17 protein-coding genes are annotated in these 20,547 nt (G+C 67.4%); 10 read left to right on the forward strand and 7 right to left on the reverse strand.

Going from position 1 to position 20,547, the window contains the following annotated elements:
• Nucleotides 1-27: 27 nt before the first annotated feature.
• Nucleotides 28-210: a hypothetical protein gene (locus NX784_RS05140; protein ID WP_258815593.1), complete on the forward strand. Its 183-nt coding sequence runs from the start codon at nucleotides 28-30 to the stop codon at nucleotides 208-210.
• A gap of 22 nt (nucleotides 211-232) precedes the next feature.
• Here the strand turns inward: NX784_RS05140 and NX784_RS05145 are convergent, their stop codons facing one another.
• From NX784_RS05145 to lptM, 3 genes are read right to left on the reverse strand one after another with little or no spacing between them, the layout of a single operon-like run.
• Nucleotides 233-2,095, reverse strand: coding sequence for a DUF4153 domain-containing protein (locus NX784_RS05145; RefSeq protein ID WP_258815594.1), 1,863 nt, complete (start codon nucleotides 2,093-2,095; stop codon nucleotides 233-235).
• Between the two features lie 59 nt (nucleotides 2,096-2,154).
• Nucleotides 2,155-3,429: a diaminopimelate decarboxylase gene (gene lysA / locus NX784_RS05150; RefSeq protein WP_258815595.1), complete on the reverse strand. Its 1,275-nt coding sequence runs from the start codon at nucleotides 3,427-3,429 to the stop codon at nucleotides 2,155-2,157.
• 7 nt (nucleotides 3,430-3,436) lie between these two features.
• Nucleotides 3,437-3,715, reverse strand: a complete 279-nt coding sequence (gene lptM / locus NX784_RS05155) for an LPS translocon maturation chaperone LptM (RefSeq protein ID WP_258815596.1) — start codon at nucleotides 3,713-3,715, stop codon at nucleotides 3,437-3,439.
• Between the two features lie 41 nt (nucleotides 3,716-3,756).
• Between lptM and cyaY the strand changes: the two genes are divergently transcribed.
• A complete protein-coding gene (gene cyaY, locus NX784_RS05160) occupies nucleotides 3,757-4,086 on the forward strand; it encodes an iron donor protein CyaY (protein ID WP_166858036.1) in 330 nt (109 codons plus the stop codon).
• Nucleotides 4,087-4,287: 201 nt separating this feature from the next.
• Here the strand turns inward: cyaY and NX784_RS05165 are convergent, their stop codons facing one another.
• Nucleotides 4,288-6,642, reverse strand: coding sequence for a penicillin-binding protein 1A (locus NX784_RS05165; protein WP_258815597.1), 2,355 nt, complete (start codon nucleotides 6,640-6,642; stop codon nucleotides 4,288-4,290).
• Nucleotides 6,643-6,960: 318 nt separating this feature from the next.
• Between NX784_RS05165 and NX784_RS05170 the strand changes: the two genes are divergently transcribed.
• The 8 genes from NX784_RS05170 to NX784_RS05205 all read left to right on the forward strand — a co-directional run bounded on the left by NX784_RS05170 (nucleotide 6,961) and on the right by NX784_RS05205 (nucleotide 16,922).
• Nucleotides 6,961-8,034: a pilus assembly protein PilM gene (locus NX784_RS05170; protein ID WP_258815598.1), complete on the forward strand. Its 1,074-nt coding sequence runs from the start codon at nucleotides 6,961-6,963 to the stop codon at nucleotides 8,032-8,034.
• Nucleotides 8,034-8,681 (forward strand): PilN domain-containing protein, encoded by a 648-nt coding sequence (locus NX784_RS05175; RefSeq protein WP_258815599.1) that lies wholly within the window; start codon nucleotides 8,034-8,036, stop codon nucleotides 8,679-8,681. Before NX784_RS05170 ends, NX784_RS05175 begins: the two co-directional genes overlap by 1 nt.
• Nucleotides 8,678-9,358 carry a type IV pilus inner membrane component PilO gene (locus tag NX784_RS05180; RefSeq protein WP_258815600.1) on the forward strand — a complete coding sequence of 227 codons (681 nt, stop codon included), beginning with the start codon at nucleotides 8,678-8,680 and terminating at the stop codon, nucleotides 9,356-9,358. The genes NX784_RS05175 and NX784_RS05180 overlap by 4 nt, the downstream gene beginning before the upstream one ends.
• Nucleotides 9,355-9,894 carry a pilus assembly protein PilP gene (locus NX784_RS05185; protein WP_258815601.1) on the forward strand — a complete coding sequence of 180 codons (540 nt, stop codon included), beginning with the start codon at nucleotides 9,355-9,357 and terminating at the stop codon, nucleotides 9,892-9,894. Before NX784_RS05180 ends, NX784_RS05185 begins: the two co-directional genes overlap by 4 nt.
• Nucleotides 9,891-12,041, forward strand: a complete 2,151-nt coding sequence (locus NX784_RS05190) for a type IV pilus secretin PilQ (protein WP_258815602.1) — start codon at nucleotides 9,891-9,893, stop codon at nucleotides 12,039-12,041. Before NX784_RS05185 ends, NX784_RS05190 begins: the two co-directional genes overlap by 4 nt.
• A gap of 25 nt (nucleotides 12,042-12,066) precedes the next feature.
• Complete coding sequence (locus tag NX784_RS05195; RefSeq protein WP_258815603.1) at nucleotides 12,067-14,046, forward strand: Ig-like domain-containing protein; 1,980 nt, start codon at nucleotides 12,067-12,069, stop codon at nucleotides 14,044-14,046.
• 114 nt (nucleotides 14,047-14,160) lie between these two features.
• Nucleotides 14,161-15,786 (forward strand): bifunctional shikimate kinase/3-dehydroquinate synthase AroKB, encoded by a 1,626-nt coding sequence (aroKB, locus tag NX784_RS05200; RefSeq protein ID WP_370662912.1) that lies wholly within the window; start codon nucleotides 14,161-14,163, stop codon nucleotides 15,784-15,786.
• Nucleotides 15,783-16,922 carry a deoxyguanosinetriphosphate triphosphohydrolase gene (locus NX784_RS05205; protein WP_258815605.1) on the forward strand — a complete coding sequence of 380 codons (1,140 nt, stop codon included), beginning with the start codon at nucleotides 15,783-15,785 and terminating at the stop codon, nucleotides 16,920-16,922. Before aroKB ends, NX784_RS05205 begins: the two co-directional genes overlap by 4 nt.
• A gap of 3 nt (nucleotides 16,923-16,925) precedes the next feature.
• On the opposite strand, the gene NX784_RS05210 is transcribed toward NX784_RS05205, so the two are convergent.
• From NX784_RS05210 to NX784_RS05220, 3 genes are all read right to left on the reverse strand, one after another.
• Nucleotides 16,926-17,294 (reverse strand): VOC family protein, encoded by a 369-nt coding sequence (locus tag NX784_RS05210; RefSeq protein ID WP_258815606.1) that lies wholly within the window; start codon nucleotides 17,292-17,294, stop codon nucleotides 16,926-16,928.
• A 200-nt stretch (nucleotides 17,295-17,494) separates the two neighbouring features.
• Nucleotides 17,495-18,604 carry an A/G-specific adenine glycosylase gene (gene mutY / locus NX784_RS05215; protein ID WP_258815607.1) on the reverse strand — a complete coding sequence of 370 codons (1,110 nt, stop codon included), beginning with the start codon at nucleotides 18,602-18,604 and terminating at the stop codon, nucleotides 17,495-17,497.
• 18 nt (nucleotides 18,605-18,622) lie between these two features.
• Nucleotides 18,623-20,545, reverse strand: a complete 1,923-nt coding sequence (locus NX784_RS05220) for a dynamin family protein (protein ID WP_258815608.1) — start codon at nucleotides 20,543-20,545, stop codon at nucleotides 18,623-18,625.
• Nucleotides 20,546-20,547: the final 2 nt, after the last annotated feature.

Genomic DNA, 20,547 nt, shown 5'->3' on the forward strand with positions numbered 1-20,547 from the left:
CGGAGACCCTGATGCATACTGCCTGACATGAAATGGCCCCTCGCGCTGGTGATTCTCGTGGTATTGGCCCTCGTGCTCGTTTTCGGCATGGGGCGGCCGCGCTATGGGCAGCTCGAACGGTGTCTCGACCTGGGCAGCCGGTGGAACGAACAGGCGGCCGCCTGCGCGGCGCAGATGTGGCCGGACGACCGGTCGCGCGGGCGCGAGTGACGCCGGCCGGTGTGACAAGTTCTTAGCGCGGCGCAACCGGGCACTTCACCGGCGGTGTCACCGGTTCCAGCCGTCCTCGTACGCCGTCCACCAGCACGTCCGCCAGCGCCGGCGTGGTCACATCGACCTTGCCGGCGGCCAAGGCCGCGTCCGCGTTCTCATGCGGGCAATGCGGGCGCGGCAGCGACACCGTCGCGAGCGCCGACCAGCCGCCTTGCGCGTCTTCCTGCAGCACGAGGCTGTCCTGCGAGGCCGCCGGCCGCTCGAACAGCAGCACTTCCGGCTTGCCGTCGCCGGTCACGTCCAGCAGGAAGACATCGCAGACATGGCCGACTTCACGCAGGCAGGCCGGATACAGGTTGGACGGGTGCCTGGCTGCCCAGTCCGTGCGCAGGAAGGTGTCCGGCAGGCGCGCGCCGTCCGGATGGATGTGCAGGTTGGCCGCCAGCTCGAGCGGGCGCGGCGCCACTTCCTCGTGGCCCCAGCGGTTCACCATCCGGCGCACGGCGGCGATGCGGCGCCGCACGGCGTCGGCCTCGGGAAGGGGCATGCGCTCGAGCCGGTCGAGTGCCGCGCGCCCGAAGCGTGCGCCGTCGAAGCGCAGGAAAGCAAAATCGAAGGCATCGGGCTTGACCTTGCCGGACGCCAGCCGCGCGACCTGGCTGCCCACCGAGATCCGGGCCGGGTCGAGCAGCGGCGAGAACAGCGCCAGCAGCACCCCCAGCACGACGAAGGCGACGCCGATGTTCACCCGGGCCAGCAGCGGCAGCCAGCCGGGGCGCAGGCCGGCGCCAAAATAGCCGGCCGCGTAACAGGCCGCCACCAGCATGCAGGCAGCGGCGTCGATGCGGTCGGCGCTCCAGCCGTAGTCGCGCACCCGCAGGAACAGCGCATAGATCGCGATCAGCACGAGCGGCGCCAGCAGCAGGGCGGCGATGCGCGCAGCCACGCGCACGACGCGCGCGACCGCGCGCTCGTCCTCGCCCTGCTGCCAGGCGGCATTGATCAGCACCACGAAGGCGGCGGCCGCGCACAGCAGCACCGACGCCGCGTGCTTCGTGCTCCACAGCGGCGCCAGGCCCGTGAAGGGCAGGGTGGCCAGGAAGCCGCCGATCAGCAGCACGGTGACGGGCAGCAGCCAGGACAGCAACACCAGCAGCAGGCTGCGGATGCCACGCACGATGGCGGGACGCACGTCGGTCAGGTGCATCGCGCAGGCGAAGGCGAAGGCCGTGACGGGAATCGCGAACCACGATTCGCGCATCAACCTGGTGAGGAAGTCCAGCTTGACCAGCTCGAACAGCTGGGCGCCGAGCATCAGCACCAGCCAGGTGACGCCGGTGAACAGGCCGCTGAAGGCCAGTTGCACGCCGAGCTTCCAGGCGGTATCGAAATAAGTGGGGTAGGCGGCGATGCGACGGCCGTCGCGCACGGCGGCCAGCACCAGCGTGTGCGCGATGAAGAAGCCGGTGGCGGCGAAGAACCACAGGCGCGCCGACGGGAACAGCGAACGGTCGATGCCGGGCGTGGCAAATTGGCGCTGCGCCGCGGAAGCCGGCAGCGGCAGGTCGGCGACGCGCCAGGCGTCGTAGCCGGCCAGCGCCGCCAGCAGCAGCGCCGCGCAGGCACCCCAAAGGACGAGCCGGCGCCGATCCAGATGGCCGAGGCCGGAGATCAGGATCAGCGGCACGAAGAATGACGCCAGCACCAGCGGCCCAAATACCAGCGGCTGGGTGGCCGGCCAGCTCGAGATCGTCGCGGCGTGGTACAGGAGGTAGAGCAGCAGGCCTTGCAGCAGGCCCAGCAGGATGCGCCAGCCGCCGACCCGAGGCAGGGTCAGCAGCGGCGCTGCGGCGGAAAGACGGGCGGCATCGGACGGTTGCATGCGGATCTCCGGTGGTGGTCCGGCGATCTTAGCATCCGTGCCCGTGCCGAAAACTCTCCTTATCTCACCATCGATTCCAGCGCAAACAGCTCCGCCGGATTCTCGCGGCGGCGGATCACGTGCACCTGGTCGCCATCGACGAGCACCTCGGCCGCGCGGCCGCGCGTGTTGTAGTTCGAGGCCATCGTGAAGCCGTAGGCACCGGCCGCCATCATCGCGAGCACGTCGCCCGGCTCGACGGCCAGCGCACGGTCGCGCGCGAGCCAGTCGCCCGATTCGCACACGGGGCCGACGAGGTCGTACGTGACGGCGTCACCCGCGCGCTGCACGACCGGCTTGACGTCCATCCAGGCCTGGTACAGCGTGGGGCGTGCCATGTCGTTCATCGCGGCGTCGACGACGCAGAAATTCTTTTCCTCGCCCGGCTTCAGGAACTCCACCGACATCAGCAGGACGCCCGTGTTGCCCACGATGGAGCGGCCCGGTTCGAAGATCACCTTGATGGGGCGGCCGCCGTGCTTCTCCGCGCGCCACGCGTCCACGCGCGCGAACACGCGCTCGACGTAGTGGGCGATCGGCACCGGCGAGTCCTCGCCCGTGCCGTAGTCGATGCCCAGGCCGCCGCCCACGTCCAGGTGGTGGATGTGGATGCCCTCGGCGTCCAGCGCGTCGATCAGCTCGATCAGCTTGTCCAGCGCTTCCAGCAGCGGCGCGTCGTCCAGCAGCTGCGAGCCGATGTGGCAGTCGATGCCGACGACGTCCAGGTGCGGCAGCTTGGCGGCGGTGCGGTACGTGTCCAGCGCGTCCGAGAACGCGACGCCGAACTTGCTCGCCTTCAGGCCGGTCGCGATATACGGATGGGTCTTCGGGTCGACGTTCGGGTTCACGCGCAGCGAGACGGGCGCGCGCTTGCCCATGCGGCCCGCGACCTCGTTGATGCGGTGCAGTTCCGGGATCGACTCGACGTTGAAGCACAGGATGCCTTTTTCCAGCGCCAGCGCGATCTCGGCCGCGGTCTTGCCCACGCCGGAGAAGATCACCTTGCCCGGGTCGCCGCCGGCCGCGATCACGCGCAGCAGCTCGCCGCCCGACACGATGTCGAAGCCGGCGCCCTGGCGTGCCAGCAGGTCGAGGATGGCCAGGTTGGAATTCGCCTTCATCGCGTAGCAGACGAGCGCGTCGCGGCCCGCGCACGGGCGCGCGTAGCCGGCGAAGTTGTCCAGCAGCTGGGCTTTCGAATAGACGTAAGTCGGGGTGCCGTGTTCCGTGGCGATGTTGGACAGGGGGACGCGTTCGGCGTGCAGGACGCCGTCTTGGTAGGTGAAGTGCGACATAATGTGCTTACTGTTGGGTGGCCGGCGAGGGCGGGTTCGGGACGGGCGTATCGTTGGTGCCGCCGATCGGTGGCGTCACGCCGGCGGCGGGTGCCGGCGGCTTGAGCTGGGTGACCGGGGTGGCGGCGTCCGTCGTGTTCGTCGTGCCGGCCGGCGCCGTCGCGGGGGTGTGCGCGACGGCGGGGGGAGCGGGTGGCTTGGGCATGTAGAGCGGACCGGTCTGGCCGCAGGCCGACAGCACCACCAGGGTCGCCAGGCTTGTCAGGAGCGCAAATGGGGACTTCACGATTAGAATCACGGTTTGATTAGCAGACCTTGGAGTGTAGCATGACCGAATCCGAATTTTTGGCCCTGGCCGAGTCCACGCTGAGCGACATCGAGCACAAGTTCGACCGCCTGTTCGAGCAGGACATCGTCGACGTGGAGTGCAAGCGCAGCGGGAACGTGCTCGAGATCGAGTTCGTCGACAATGGCTCGAAGATCATCATCAACAGCCAGGCGCCGTTGCAGGAAATGTGGATCGCGGCGCGCGCCGGCGGCTTCCACTACAAGCGCGTGGGCGACGAGTGGCGCAATACGCGCGACAACACGGAGTTCTTCACGGCGTTGTCCGATTTCGCGACGCAGCAGGGTGGGGCGCCGGTCAAGCTGCGTTGAGTCGCGTAGGGTGGACGGCTATACCCCGACCGGGGATGTCGTGTTGGCGTGAATGCCGTCCACGCGTTCAACCGGCGCGTGCACATATCGTCGCATCGGTGCCGGCGTGATTTGAACGCGTGGACGGCAGAGCCGTCCACCCTACGTTAGTGCCGTTCGCGGCATGTTGGCGTCACGCGCAGGGATGACGCCCGCGCCACGTTAGAAAAGCTCGTTGCGGACGGCATCCCGCGACTTCTGCTCGGCCGCCGGCTGCGCCGGTCCCACGTCGAGCGACTGCACGCCCGTGCCCGGCGGGTTCTCGGTGTAATAGTACTCGTCGCCGTACTGCACGAGACCCGGCGGCGCCGGACGGTCGACGACCGGCTCGTTCTTCAGCGCCTTCTGCATGAACCCGATCCAGATCGGCAGCGCGAGCCCGCCGCCCGTTTCCTTGTTGCCCAGGTTACGCGGCTGGTCGTAGCCGATCCACGCGATGCCCACCAGGTGCGGCTGGTAGCCGGCGAACCAGGCGTCGATGGAATCGTTCGTCGTGCCCGTCTTGCCCGCGATGTCCGGGCGCTTCAGCACCTGTCCGGCCTTCGCGGCCGTGCCGTAGCGGGCCACGTCCTTCAGCATGCTGTCCATCAGCCACGCGTTGCGTTCGTCGATGACGCGGTTGGCGTCGACGCCGGCGCGGTCCGGACGCGCTTCCGACAACACCTTGCCATCCGCATCCGTCACCTTCGAGATCAGGTAGGGGCTGACGCGGTAGCCGCCGTTGGCGAACACGGAATAGGCGCCGGCCATCTGCAACGGCGTCGTCGCACCGGCGCCCAGCGCCAAGGTCAGGTACGGCGGATTCTTGTCCGCGTCGAAGCCGAAGCGCGTCGCGTATTCCTGGCCGTAGCGGGCGCCGATCTTGTTCAAGATGCGGATCGAAATCATGTTCTTCGACTTCGTCAGGCCGCGCCGCATCGTCATCGGGCCTTCGTACTTGCCGTCGTAGTTCTTCGGTTCCCACGCCTGGCCGCCCGTCGCGCCGGCGTCGAACGAGATCGGCGCGTCGTTGATGAGGGTCGCGGGCGAGAAGCCCCGTTCCAGCGACGCGGAATAGATGAACGGCTTGAACGAGGAGCCGGGCTGGCGCCATGCCTGGGTCACGTGGTTGAACTTGCTGCGGTTGAAGTCGAAGCCGCCCACCAGCGCGCGGATCGCGCCGTCGTCCGGGTTCACCGCGATGAACGCGGATTCCACTTCCGGCATCTGCGTGATGCTCCACGACGACGAGCCGCCGTCCTGCATGACGCGGATGACGGCGCCGCGGCGCACGCACCGTGTCTCGGCCGCTTTCGGCGACAGCCATTCGCGCGCGAACGCGATGCCCGGTCCAGTGATCGTGATCTCTTCGCCGGAGGCCAGCACGGCCTTCACCTGCGTGGGCGACGCCGACAGCACGATGGCGGCGACGATGTCGTCCGAATCGGGATGTTCCGCCAGTTCCGCCTCGATGGCCTCGTCGGCCTCGCTCTTCGTCGACGGGATCTCGATGTATTTTTCCGGGCCGCGGTACGGGTGGCGGCGCTCGTAATCCATCACGCCGCGGCGCAGCGCGAGGTAGGCCGCGTCCTGGTCGGCCTTCGTGATCGTCGTGAACACGTTCAGACCGCGCGTGTACGTGTCTTCCTTGAACTGTTCGTAGACGAGCTGGCGTGCCATCTCGGCCACGTATTCCGCGTGCACGCCGAACGCCGTGCTGTCCGTCTTGATCTTGAGCTGCTCGTTTTTCGCCTGTTCGTACTGGGCGTCGTTAATGTAGTGCAGGTCGTGCATGCGCTGCAGGATGTACTGCTGGCGCTGGCGCGCGCGCTTCGGGTTCACGACCGGGTTGTACGCGGACGGCGCCTTCGGCAGGCCGGCCAGCATCGCCGCCTCGGCGATCGAGATGTCCTTCAAGTCCTTGCCAAAATAGATCTGCGCGGCCGACGAGAAGCCGAACGCGCGCTGGCCCAGGTAGATCTGGTTCATGTAGACCTCAAGGATCTGGTCCTTCGTGAGGTTCTTCTCGATCTTGTACGCGAGCAGCGCCTCGTACGCCTTGCGCTTCAGGGTCTGTTCCGACGACAGGAAGAAGTTGCGGGCCACCTGCTGCGTGATCGTGGACGCGCCCTGGCGCGCGCCGCCCGTCGCGTTGTGCAGCGCGGCGCGCAGGATACCCCAATAGTCGATGCCGCCGTGTTCGTAGAAGCGGTCGTCCTCGATCGCGAGCACGGCCCGCTTCATGACGTCAGGGATGTCCTTGAAGTGGACGAGGGTGCGGCGCTCCTCGCCGAATTCGCCGATCAGCACGTTGTCGGCCGTGAAGATCCGCAGCGGCATCTTCGGCCGGTAGTCGGTGAGGGTGTCGAGGGCGGGCAGGTTCGGGTACGCCATCGCCAGCGCGAACACGACCACCAGCACGCCGCACACGGCCAGTCCGGCCAGGGCGGCGAGGAGGGTCAGCAGGATGCGCTTCGGGGTGTGCTTGGGCGAAGACGACTTCGGCGCGGGGTTGCCGCCGGTTTGAGATGCTTTCATGCGGATGTGGCTCGCTTTATTGATCCAATTCATTATAAGTCACGCTTGTATCTGAAGCACTCCTAGACAAGCGAACAACAGGTGTGAAAAGTCCTGCAATATTGATCGATATCACGGTGTAACGAAGTGTCGCTTTCCTGCTTCGTCACTATATGTTCCCGTGCAGAAATTTCTTGTCCTCGCACATCAGTATTGCTACGATTCAAGGCGGTGTCTGTTATATGCACACCGTATGTCTACATTTATCAATAGTTCCCACGCGGGCGTTAGCCGTTCCGAAACGCCGGAACGCAGAAGTAGCAGAGAGGGAGTGCGCTCGTGATCAGTCTAGGTTCCTTGTTCGGACAGAAGAGCCCGCCGTTGATCGGACTCGACATCAGTACGTCCGGCGTGCGCCTCGTCGAGTTGTCCGATGGCGGCAAGGGCGACTTGCGGCTGGAACGCCATGCGGCGGAACCGCTGCCGCGCGGCGCAGTCGTCGACGGCAACATCGAGAACATCGAGGCCGTGTCGGACGCCGTGCGCCGCGTCGTGCAGAAGAGCGGCACGCGCATCAAGCACGTGGCGCTCGGCATGCCGCCGGCCGCCGTCATCACCAAGAAGATCATCCTGCCGGCCGGCCTGCCGGAAGACCAGCTCGAAGTGCAGGTCGAGTCCGAGGCCAGCCAGTACATCCCGTTCGCGCTGGACGAGGTCAGCCTCGACTTCGACGTGATCGGGCCGGCCGCCAACGCGCCGGAAGACATGGAAGTGATGCTGGCCGCCGCGCGCCGCGAAAAGGTCGAGGACCGCGTCGCGATCGCCGAGGCCGCGGGCCTGACGGCCACCGTGATGGACATCGAATCGTATGCCGCCCGCGCCGCGCTGCAGCGCCTGCTCGACGCGGACAACGCCCCGAAGGACCACATCGTTGCGCTGTTCCAGATCGGCGCGCAGGCGACGCACGTGTCGATGCTGCAGAACGGCGAGACGGTGTACGAGCGCGAGCAACCGTTCGGCGGCGTGCAGCTCACGCAGGACATCGTGCGCGCCTACGGCCTCTCGTTCGAGGAAGCGGAAACGCGCAAGAAGGCGGGCGACCTGCCGGACAACTTCCGCGCCGACCTGCTGGCGCCGTGGCTCGAGAACGCCGCGCTGGAAGTCACGCGCGCGATCCAGTTCTTCTACACGTCGACGCCGTACACGCGCATCGACCAGATCCTGATCGCCGGCGGCAGCGCGCAGCTGCCCGGCCTGCCCGACATCATCGCCGGCCGCACGCGCATCGCGACGTCCGTCGTGGCGCCGTTCCACGGCATGCAACTGGGGCCGAACGTGCGCGAGCAGCAGCTGCGCCAGGACGGCCCCGGCTATCTCGTCGCCTGCGGCCTGGCACTGCGGAGGTTCGGCTGATGATCCGCATTAACCTGCTCCCGCACCGGGAAGCGAAACGCAAGCAGAAGCAGACCGCGTTCGCCGCGCTGCTGGCCCTGGGCGGCATCGCCGGCGCCGCGCTCGTGCTGCTCGTGGGCGGCTACAACGCGAGCCGCATCGCCGTCCACAACGAACGCAACCTCGTCCTCAAGAACGCCAACGCGGAACTGGACAAGAAGATCAGCAAGATCGCCACCCTGAAGGCGGAGATCGAGGGGCTGAAGGCACGCCAGCAGGCCGTCGAGGACTTGCAGGGCGACCGCAACCAGCCCGTCTACCTGCTCGACGAACTGGTGCGCCAGACGCCGGAAGGCGTGTACCTGAAAAGCTTCAAGCAGGACGGCCAGCGCGTGCTGCTGAACGGCTATGCGCAGTCGCAGGAACGCGTCGCGGAACTGCTGCGCAACCTGTCCGGCAACTCACCGTGGCTCGAACGCCCCGACCTGACCGAGGTGCGCGCCGCCATGGTCACGCAGGGCAAGACCCCACGCAAGGTCGTCGAATTCACGCTGAACGTCTCCATCAAGCGCAGCCGCGCGAGCGACGACGACGCCAAGGGCGCCAAGCCGGCCGCCGCAAGAATGGGCGCAACCGCGGGCACAACCGCGGGCGCGAGCAAGCCATGAAGAACATCGACCTGAAACAGATTTTCGCCGACCTGGGGGCCCAGTTCGAGGGCCTGCAGGGACGCCACCCGGGCCTGTGGCCGCTGGCCCCGCGCCTGCTGTGCGCCGCGGGCGTGATGGCCGTCGTCATGGGCCTCGGCTACTTCTTTTACTGGAGCGGCCAGTTCGAGGAACAGGACGCGCTGGCCGCGCAGGAACTCAAGCTGCGCGACGACTACAAGACCAAGATGGCGCAGGCCATCAACCTCGATGCGCTGGAAGCCCAGCAGCAGCAGGTGAACCGCTACGTCGAGCGCCTGGAGAAGCAGTTGCCGAGCAAGGCCGAGATGGCCGCGCTGCTGTCCGACATCAACCAGGCGGGCGTGGGCCGCGGCCTGCAGTTCGAGCTGTTCAAGCCGGGCCAGGTCGTCGTCAAGGATTACTATGCCGAGCTGCCGATCGACATCAAGGTGGTGGGCACCTACCACGACATCGGCGAATTCGCGGCCGACATGGCGAAGATGCCCCGCATCGTCACCTTGAACAACCTGGCGCTCACGGCGGGCAAGGACGGCGCGCTGTCGCTGGAAGCCATCGCCAAGACCTTCCGCTACCTCGACCAGGACGAGCTGGATGCCCAGTCCAAGGCGCGCAAGGCCAAGAAGAAGACCCCGGACGGCAAGGAGGCCAAGGCATGAGCGCCCGCATCGTGATGGGCGGCCTGCTGGCCGCGACCCTTCTGGCCGGCTGCGGCGACAGCGACGTGCGCGAGGTGCGCGACTGGATGGACCAGGTCAAGCGCGACACCCATCCGTCCGTGAAGCCGCTGCCCGAACCGAAAGATTTTCTCCCATACGCCTATGGCGCGCGGGAAGCGGTCGACCCGTTCAATCCGAACAAGCTGCTGGGCGAACTGGCCCGTGCGGCGGCGACCTCGAACAACCCGAACCAGCCCGACCTCGCGCGTCCGCGCGAACTGCTGGAGACCTTCCCGCTCGACACCATGCAGATGGTCGGCACGATGGAAAAGGGCGGCATCCGCTACGCCCTGCTGCAGGTGGACCGCTCGCTGTACCAGGTCAAGGCCGGACAGCGCATCGGCCAGAACTTCGGCGTCGTCACGCACGTGGGCGACGACGTCGTCGACGTGCGCGAAGTGGTGCAGGACGCCGCCGGTGAATGGACCGGCCGCATGTCCAAGCTGGAGCTGCAAACCAAGGAGAACCACAAATGACCCGATTCCTTTCCGTCGCAGGCGGTGTGCTGCTGGCGCTCGTCGCTGCCAGTGCCTGGGCCCAGGACAACGCGATCGAGTCGATCAGCGCCAACCAGCAGGGCGGCAACGTCGTGATCAAGGTGGCCATGAAGGAGCCGCCGAAGAAGCTGCCCATCGGCTTCTCGATCACGAACCCGGCCCGCATCGCCCTCGACTTCGGCGCCACCGCCAACGCGACCGGCAAGAACACCCAGGACATCAACCTGGGCGACGTGCGCGGCGTGAACGTCGTGCAGGCTGGCGAGCGCACGCGCCTCGTGCTGAACCTGAAGCGCGTGCTGAACTACGCGGCCGCGATCGACGGCAAGGACGTCATCGTCACCGTCGAAGGCTCGGGTGCACCCGCGCGCGCCGTCGACTCTGCCGGCCAGCCGGCACGCACCGCGGCGGCCGCACCGGTCGCGTCGCAAGTGCTGCGCGACCTCGACTTCCGCCGCGGCAGCAACGGCGAAGGCCGCATCGTCGTCGACCTGCCGAACGGCCAGGTTGCCGTCGACGTGCGCCAGGTCGGCCGCCAGATCGAGGTCGACTTCCTGAAGACGGGCGTGCCGCCGACCTTGCGCCGCCGCCTGGACGTGACCGACTTCGGCACGCCCGTGTCGCGCATCACGACGACGCCGCAGGGCGAGAACACGCACATGGTCGTCGACACCCAGGGCAACTGGGAGCAGAGCGTCTACCAGAGCGACACCCAGCTCGTCATCGACGTGAAACCCGTCAAGGAAGATCCGAACCGTCCGGCCGGCGGCGGCGCGGGCACCGCGTACCGCGGCGAAAAGGTCTCGTTCAACTTCCAGAACATCGAAGTGCGCCAGGCGCTGCAGGCGATCGCCGACCTGTCGGGCCTGAACATCATCACGAGCGATGCCGTCACGGGCAACCTCACGCTGCACCTGAAGGACGTGCCGTGGGACCAGGCGCTCGACGTGATCCTGCAGGCCAAGGGCCTCGACATGCGCAAGAACGGCAACGTGCTGTGGATCGCGCCGAAGGAAGAACTGCTGACCAAGGAAAAACTGGAGCTCGAGCAGCGCGCCCAGATCTCCGAGCTGGAACCGCTGCGCTCCGAGATCTTCCAGCTGAACTACCAGAAGGCCGAAGCCTTCCGCACCGTGTTCGGCCTCGATTCCAGCGGCGGCGCCAGCAGCGACGGCGGCAAGAACCGCGTGCTGTCCAAGCGCGGCAGCGCCATCATCGACCCGCGCACGAACCAGCTGTTCGTCACCGACATCGCGTCGAAGATCGAAGACATCCGCAAGCTGATCCAGAAGACCGACGTCGCGACCAAGCAGGTGCTCGTCGAGGCGCGCCTCGTGGAAGCGAATGACGGCTTCTCGCGCAATCTGGGCGCCAAGCTCGGTTTCGCCGACCTGCGCGGCTTCCGCGGCGGCGACGCCGGCTACCAGGTCAGCGGCAACCAGCGCGTGGCCATCGGCGGCAACCTGACGGGCGTGGGCCAGGTCACGGGCCAGACGCCGGACAAGGGCGACGGCTACACCAACACCACGCTCGTGAACCTGCCGGCGTCCGGCATCAACGGCACGAATGCGCCGTCGATCGCGTTCTCGCTGTTCTCGTCGGCCGCGAACCGCTTCCTCAACCTGGAGCTGTCGGCGCTGGAAGCGGACGGCAAGGGCAAGATCATCTCCAGCCCGCGCGTCGTCACCGAGGACAACGTCCCGGCCGTCATCGAGCAGGGCGTCGAGCTGCCGTACCAGCAGGCCACGAGCAGCGGTGCGACGTCCGTCACGTTCAAGAAGGCGAACCTGAAGCTGGAAGTCACGCCGCAGATCACGCCGGACGGCAACGTCGTGCTGGAGGTGGACGTGGCCAAGGATTCGAAGGGCGAGTCGACCGCGTCGGGCTTCGCCATCAACACGCAGCACGTGAAGACGAAGGTGATGGTCGAGAACGGCGGCACCGTCGTGCTGGGCGGTATCTACCAGATGAGCGAGAGCAACAACGACGACAAGGTGCCGGTCCTCGGCGACATCCCCGTCGTCGGCAACCTGTTCAAGACGACGTCGCGCCAGCACAGCAAGACCGAGCTGCTCGTCTTCATCACGCCGAAGATCGTGGCCGAGCGCCTGCAGACCGGTCACTGACATCACAATCAACGAACGCAAACACATGAACAACTTCACGAAGGAAGCAGCAAGAGGCCACGGCGTGCGCGCGGCGGCCCTGTTGATGGCGCTGGTGCTGACCGCCTGCGGCGGCGGCGGCGGCAATCCGGGCGCCGTCGGCGGCGGCACCGGGACCGGAACGGGTACCGGTACGGGCACGGGCACCGGCACGGGAACGGGCTCCACCGCGACCGCGACGCCGACGGTCGGCGTGCACTTCACGTCCGGCGCCGCGGGCGCGCTCACGGCCGCCGCGCCGGAGACCGTCACCGCGACGGTGCTCGACAAGGACAGCAAGCCGGTCCCGAACGCCATCGTGACCTTCGCCACGGACAATACGCTGGCCGTGTTCTCGCCGACGTCCGCCACGGCGCTGACGGACGCCAACGGCGTCGCCACCGTCACCATGCGCGCGGCCAGCCTGGCCGCCGCCGGTGCCGGCACCGTCACGGCCACGACGAGCCTCGCGGACGGCACCACCGTCGCCGGCAAGGGCAATTATTCGGTCGGCGCGACGACGCTGTCGTTCGGCACCTTGACCGCTGCGCCCACCAGCATCCAGGCCTACGGGTCGTCCGTGCTGTCCGTCGACGTGATGAACGGTTCGAGCAAGTACACGCTGCAACCGGTCAGCCTGACCTTCAGCTCGGCCTGCGCCACGGCCGGCAAGGCCACCTTGGCCACGACCGTGTCGACCAATAACGGCACCGCGCAGACGGTCTACCGCGACAAGGGCTGCGCCGGCAACGATACGATCACCGTGTCGGCCGTGGGCGTCAACACGTCGGCGACGACGACGCTGACGATCGCGCCGCCGGCCGCCGCGTCCGTGCAATTCGTCGGCGCATCGCCCACGAACCAGTCGATCGTGATCCAGGGCCAGGGCGGCAACGGCCGCACCGAGACCGCCACGCTGACCTTCAAGGTCGTCGACATCTTCGGTAACGCGCTCGCCGGCAAGACGGTGAACTTCAGCACGGCGTCGACGTCGGTCCACATCAACAAGACGAGCGACACGACGGACGCCAACGGCCAGGTCGTCACCACCGTCAATTCGGGCAGCGTGCCGACGTCGTTCCGTGTCCTGGCCACGCTGCCGGGCACCGGCACCAACGGCGGCGCGGACATCTCCACGCTGTCCGACTCCGTCGTCGTGACGACGGGGCTGCCGAAGGCGATCTCGCTGAGCTCCGCGCTGTACAACGTCGAAGGCTGGACCCTCGACAGCTCGACGACCGTCCCGGCCACGACGTTGCAGGTGCTGCTGGCCGACGCGTCCGGCAACCCGGTCGCGGACGGTACGCCGGTCGTCTTCCAGACCAATATGGGCGCCGTCGGTTCGTCCGACAAAGGCGGCTGCAACACGGTCAACGGCGGCTGCTCGGTGGCGTTCCGCACGCAGAACCCGCGCGTCGCCACGCCGGGCCAGCCGGCCACGCCGTGCAATGCCCTGACGCCGGACGCGACCCGCCCGGGCCTGGCCACCGTGTGCGCCAGCACGACGGACGGCTCGAACACGCTGTCGCAGAGCGCCGCGATCTTCTTTTCCGGCAGCAGCGTCGTCTATGCGTACATGAACGGCAGCGCGACGCCGCTCGACGTCACCCAGGTCACGGACCTCGGTTCGATCAGCGGCAGCGCGACGAAGGTCTTCACCCTGCAGCTGAACGACGTGAACAAGAACCCGATGCCGGCTTTGTCGCACGTCGAGATCACCAGCATGCTCAACGGTAACGCGGCGGCCGTCGTGCCGGCCACGGTGCCGAACGTCGCACCGCACGGCCCCGGCACGGGCGGCGGCAGCGTCGATTACCCGAACGGTATCGGCGCCAGCGGCCCGCAAGGCTCCACGCACACGTTCAGCATTTCGAGCACGAATCCGACCAGCTGCTCGCCGGCGCAGGCCTCGTTCAACGTCACCGTCACGACGCCGGCTGGCTTGGTGACCAATATTCCGTTTAAACTGTCGTTCACCTGCCCATAAGTTTTCTTAAGGGATGTCCGATTGCAACAAAACGGCCAGGGCGACCTGGCCGTTTTTATTTGAACGCGTAACGTGTCTGACTGTAAGAACAACAACATCTTCCTCGTCGGCCTGATGGGCGCCGGCAAGACCACCATCGGCCGCCTGCTGGCGCGGCGCCTGGACATGACCTTCATCGATTCCGACCACGAGATCGAGGCGCGCACGGGCGCCACGATTCCGTGGATTTTCGAGATCGAAGGCGAGGCCAGCTTCCGCCGCCGCGAGGCCGATGTGATCCGCGAACTCACGTCCAGCCGCGGCATCGTGCTGGCGACGGGTGGCGGCGCCGTGCTGGACCCGGCCAGCCGCGCGCTGCTGGCGGAGCGGGGCACGGTGATCTACCTGCGCGCGAGCGTGTCGAGCATCCTGCAGCGCACCGCGCACGACAAGAACCGCCCGCTGCTGCAGACGGCCGATCCGCGCAGGAAGCTGGAAGACCTGACGGCGCAACGGGAACCGCTGTACCGCGAGATCGCGGACATCGTCATCGACACGGGCCGACCTAACGTACAATCGATGGTTCAGACAATACTGGACCAGCTGGCGGAGCAGGCATCCGCGCACGCACGGTCCAACGCAAAGGCGACAATGAACGAACAGGCATGCATTTCCCTTAACGTCGAGCTGGGCGACCGCAGCTATCCGATCGCGATCGGACGCGGCCTGCTGGACGACGCTTCCTTACTCAATCGTCACATCGGCGGCAGCGGCAAGGTGGCCATCGTCACCAACACGACCGTCGCCCCGCTCTACCTGGACAAGGTCGCGGCGCCGCTGCGCGCGGCCGGGCGCGAGGTCGTGCCCATCGTCCTGCCGGACGGCGAGGAATACAAGAACTGGGAAAGCCTGAACCTCGTGTTCGACGCGCTGCTGGCGAACAAATGCGACCGCAAGACCACGCTGGTCGCGCTGGGCGGCGGCGTCGTCGGCGACATGACGGGCTTCGCGGCGGCCACCTACATGCGCGGCGTGCCGTTCGTGCAGATCCCGACCACGTTGCTCGCACAGGTCGATTCCTCGGTGGGCGGCAAGACGGGCATCAACCACCCACTGGGCAAGAACATGATCGGCGCGTTCTACCAGCCGCGCGCCGTCATCGCCGACACCGCCACGCTCGACACCTTGCCCGCGCGCGAACTGGCGGCCGGCCTGGCGGAAGTCATCAAGCACGGCGCCATCCTCGACGCCGGCTTCTTCGACTGGATCGAGGCGAACATCGGCAAGCTGGTGGCACGCGACCATGCGGCCCTCGCGCACGCGATCGCGCGCTCGTGCGAGATCAAGGCTGACGTCGTCGCGCGCGACGAGCGCGAAGGCGGCCTGCGCGCCGTGCTGAACTTCGGCCACACGTTCGGCCACGCCATCGAGGCGGGCATGGGCTATGGCGCGTGGCTGCACGGCGAGGCCGTCGGCTGCGGCATGGTGATGGCGGCCGACCTGTCGCACCGACTGGGCCTCATCGACGCTGCCGCCGTCGCGCGCGTGCGCGCGCTCGTGCAGGCGGCCGGGCTGCCGGTCGTCGCGCCGGACCTGGGCATCGACCGCTGGATCGAGCTGATGGAAGTCGACAAGAAGAACGAGGGCGGCGCGATCAAGTTCATCCTCCTGAAACCGCTGGGCAGCCCGAGCATCACGAACGCGCCGCGCGAGCAGTTGGAGGCCACGTTGAAGGCCTCAGTTGGAGCACCTTCGTCATGATCGACTTCGACGCCCACTTAGCTCCTTACGCGGCGCATTCGTCGAAGAGCCGTGGGCGTCGCCATCCGGAAGGCGCGCCGGGCGCGCGCAGCGAGTTCCAGCGCGACCGCGACCGCATCATCCACTCGACCGCGTTCCGCCGGCTCGAATACAAGACCCAGGTCTTCCTGAATCACGAGGGCGACCTGTTCCGCACCCGCCTCACGCACTCGATCGAAGTCGCCCAGATCGCGCGCACGCTGGCGCGCAGCCTGCGCCTGAACGAGGACCTCGTCGAGGCGACGGCGCTCGCGCACGACCTGGGGCACACGCCGTTCGGCCACGTCGGCCAGGACGTGCTGAACGAGTGCATGAAGGATTACGGCGGCTTCGAGCACAATCTGCAAAGCCTGCGCGTCGTCGACCATCTCGAGGAACACTACGGTGCTTTCGACGGCCTGAACCTCACGTTCGAGACGCGCGAAGGCATCCTGAAACACTGCTCGCTGACGAACGCACGCCAGCTGGGAGACCTCGGCCAGCGCTTCATCGACAAGAAGCAGCCCAGCCTGGAAGCGCAACTGACGAACCTCGCCGACGAAATCGCGTACAACAACCACGACATCGACGACGGCCTGCGTTCGGGCCTGCTCGCGATGAAGCAGATGGAAGAGGTGGACCTGTTCGCGCGCCTGCACCGCGAGGTGGTGCAGCAGTACCCGGGCCTGACGGGCCGGCGCGAGCTGTACGAGACGATCCGCCTGATGATCACGGCGATGACTGCCGACCTGGCCGCGACGTCGGCCCAGTTGCTGGCCGACGCCGCGCCGGGCAGCATCGACGACGTGCGCGCGGCGCCGCCGCTGATCCGCTTTTCCGACACGATGCGGGCCGAGACGACGGCGCTGAAGCGCTTCCTGCATGCGAACCTGTACCGGCACTATCAAGTGAATCGCATGCGCGTCAAAGCGAGCCGCATCGTGCACGAGCTGTTCGATGCGTTCATGACCGATCCCGTGCTGCTGCCGCCGGACTACCAGGTGGCGTCGGGCGACACGATGAAGCAGGCGCGTAAGATCGCCGACTACATCGCGGGGATGACGGACCGGTATGCCATCAAGGAACACCGGCGCATCTATTCGCTCGATACGTTCTGACGCTTACTCCGTGCGTGCAAACACGCGCAGGCGGTGCCCGTCCGGGTCCGCGGCCGTGAACGTATAACCGAAATCCACCTTGGTCGGCGCCTGCAGGATGCGCAGGCCGGCGTCACGCCATTGGCCGTGCAACGCATCGACCTTCGCATCGTCGGCCACGCGGAATGCGAGCTCGCTGCCGCTGCCGTGGAAGTCGGCGGCCGGCACCGCATCCGATTTGGCCCACAGGCCCAGCATGCGGCCGTTTTCGAGCGGGAAGAGGACGAACGTGGGTGAGCTCTCGACGTGCTGCGCGTCCAGCAGCTTGCCGTACAGGCGCGCGCTCGCGTGCGGATCGTTGACGTAGAGAATGGTGTAGGTTGGGGTCAGCATGGTGATCTCCTTCGTTGGTTGACAGTGCAGCCAGTGTAGGAAACCCCTGTGTCAATTTCTGTCAGTAGGGTGGACGGCTTTGCCGTCCACGCGTTCAACCAACGTATGCTTTCGAACCTCGCGCCTATCTCACTGTGATTTGAACGCGTGGACGGCGTTTGCGTTACCGATCATCGAACGGTCGGGTAGAGCCGTCCACCCTACGAAAACAACGACGGTGCCGCGAGTTGGCCCAGCAGCTTCTTGATCGGCGCCGGCAGCGGCGCGTCGGCGATGGTCGCCAGGTCCCACCACACGTGGCCGGGGGGCAGGGCACCGCGGGCGCGCAGGCCGATGCGGTACGGCTGGATGTGCAGGCGGTAGTGCGTGAACCCGTGCACCAGGGGCAGCAACGGCTCGGCTTCGGCCACGTCGCCGAACTCGCCGGCGGCCGCTGCCAGCGTCGCCGCCGACACGTCGTCCGCTTCGTCCAGCGCCACGTGCCCGTCGTATTCCGGCAGCGACAGCAGGCCGCCCCAGATGCCGGAATCCGGCCGCTGCTGCAACAGCACCTGGCCCGCGTCGACGACGGCCAGCATCAGCGCGCGCCGCTCAGGCGTCGCCTTCTTCGGCTTCGGCACGGGCAGCACGGACGTGCGGTCGGTGGCGAACGCCACGCAGCGGTCCTGCAGCGGACAGCGGCCGCAGTCCGGCTTGCCGCGCGTGCACAGCGTGGCGCCCAGGTCCATCAGGCCCTGCGTATAGGCCTCGATGCCGTTGCCTTCCGGCAGCAGCGCGTCGGCGCGGCGCCACAGCGCGTCTTCCACCGGCTTGATGCCCGGATATTCGTCGATGCCGAACACGCGCGCGAACACGCGCTTGACGTTCCCGTCCAGGATCGCGGCGCGCGCGCCGGCGGAAAACGCGGCGATGGCGGCGGCCGTCGAGCGGCCGATGCCGGGCAGGTCGGCCAGCAGGGCAGGGTCGCTGGGGAACACGCCGTCATAATCCGCGACGACGCGCTTCGCGCACGCGTGCAGGTTGCGCGCCCGCGTGTAGTAACCGAGGCCGCTCCAGTGCGCCATCACGTCCTCCGGCGGCGCCGCGGCGAGGTCGTGCACGCTGGGGAAGCGCTCCAGGAAGCGCGCGTAATAACCCAGCACCGCCGTCACCTGCGTCTGCTGCAGCATGATCTCGGAGAGCCAGATGCGGTAAGCGTCGCGTGTGTTCTGCCAGGGCAGGGCGTGGCGGCCGTGCGCGCGCTGCCAGTCGATGACGGCGCGCGCAAAACTCGGGTCGGACAGGACTTCGGTGTCGGTGCTGCGTTTCATGAAATGGGTCCGGGGTCCTCAGGCGGCCTGCAGTTCGGGCAGGTCGGCGCGCAGCGCGGCAGCTACCGCGCCGGACAGCCCCGCGAGGCGCGCCTTGACCTGCTCCAGGTCGTGTTGGGCCGCCTCGAAGGCGGCGATTTTCTGTTCCAGCGTGTCGGTGGCGTCGAGGATGCGCTGGATCGACGCCTGCCGTTGGCGCAGCTGGTCGCGGTGCTGGCGGATCTGCGCTTCCAGCGGCGCCATGACCACCTTCAGCCAGGCCTCCGCATCGCCGTTCGCCTCGCGGAACGCGAATTTCACGCGCGACGCGATCGAGTCGAAGAAGCGTTCGAGCAGCGCGTTGCGGCTCGTGATGAGCAACGTGGCCGTGCCGAACTGCTTCAGGTAGATGGCCTCGATGGCGTCGATCTCGTGCCGGTAGCGCTCGAGCGACAACGTCGCGGGCTGCGCGAGCGCGAGGCCGTGTTCGGTGGAGAAGCGGCGCACCATCGTCTCCATCATCGCGGCGATCTCGGCGATCTTGCCGCTGGCCGCATCGAGGCTCGCGCGCGCCTGCTCGAAGAACGTGCGCACCGGCGCGCGCATGCCGGTCGAGAAGCGCGCGGCTTCCATCGCCGTGCGCACGGCGTCGACGTGGCCCTGCACGACGTCCATGCCGATGAGGGAGTACAGCTCCGTCGACAACGTGGTGAACACGGCGCGCGTGCCCTGCAGCTTGAACAGGCTCGCGTCGAATTCCTTCTTTTCCATCTCCACGCGCCGCATCATGTGCGCGATGACGCCCTGGTTCTTGCCGCGCAGGCTTTGCAGTTCCTGCAGCTGCTCGACGAGGTCGCGTCCGCGCGCGCCCAGCAGGGCCGAATGCTCGTTCGTCAAGGCCGCCAGGTCGTCCTGCAGTTGGCGGCGCAGGATGTCCTGGCGGGCCGGGATCAGCTGGTGGAACAGCGCCGATTCCAGCGCGCCCATGCGGCTCCGTTCGAACAGCCCGAGATCCCCGGTGATCTTGCCGACGAGGGCCTTCTGCGCGGAGACAGGGAAGACCTGCGCATCCGCGACACCGAGCAGCCGGGCCGCGTCGTGCTGCTGGCGCGTGATGGCGGCGTCGTTGTCCTGCGGCGTGCGCAGCTCGTCCCACAGCGCGTCGATCTTGTTCAGCACGACGATGCGGCCCGGGCCCGAACCGATGTGCGTGCGCCAGACGTCGATGTCGCTCTTCGTGACGCCCGTCTCGGCGGCCAGGATGAACAGCACGGCGTGCGCGTTCGGGATCAGGTTCAGCGTGAGTTCCGGCTCCGTGCCGATCGCGTTCAGGCCCGGCGTGTCGAGGATGACGAGACCCTGCTTGAGCAGCGGATGCGGCACGTTGATGAGTGCGTGGCGCCAGCGCGGGATCTCGACGAGGCCGTCCGCGCCGAGCGTGGCGGCGAGGTCGGGGTCGTCCGGGTCGTACAGGCCGTAGCGCTGGGCTTCTTCGGGCGCGACGAGGCGCGTGAGGCTCACCTGCAGGAAGCTCTCGTGCATGCGCTCGGGCGCGGACAGGTCCAGCGGCAGCACGGTCCAGGCGTCCTGCGCGTCGCGATAATCGCTCGTCGCCATGCGCTCGGCGCGCGTCTCGATCGGCAGCAGGCGGATGCTGGGTGCGAGGCTCGCGTCCCACGCGAATTCGGTCGGGCACATGGTCGTGCGGCCGGGGCTCGACGGCACGATGCGCTGGCCGTAGTCCGCGAAAAAGATCGCGTTGATCAGCTCCGATTTCCCGCGCGAGAATTCCGCCACGAACGCCACCGACAGCCGGTCGTCGCGCAGCCGCGCGAGCGCGCGCGCGACGCGCTGGTCCGCGGCGCCGTCCAGCAGCTCGGCCGCCTGGGCCCAGCCGCGATATTGTTCCAGCGCCTGGGCGACCTGTGCGCGCCAATCCGCGTAATGTTGTAGATCCTGCATGT

Origin of the sequence: Massilia pinisoli, from assembly GCF_024753285.1 — a bacterium.
GTDB lineage: Bacteria > Pseudomonadota > Gammaproteobacteria > Burkholderiales > Burkholderiaceae_D > Telluria > Telluria pinisoli.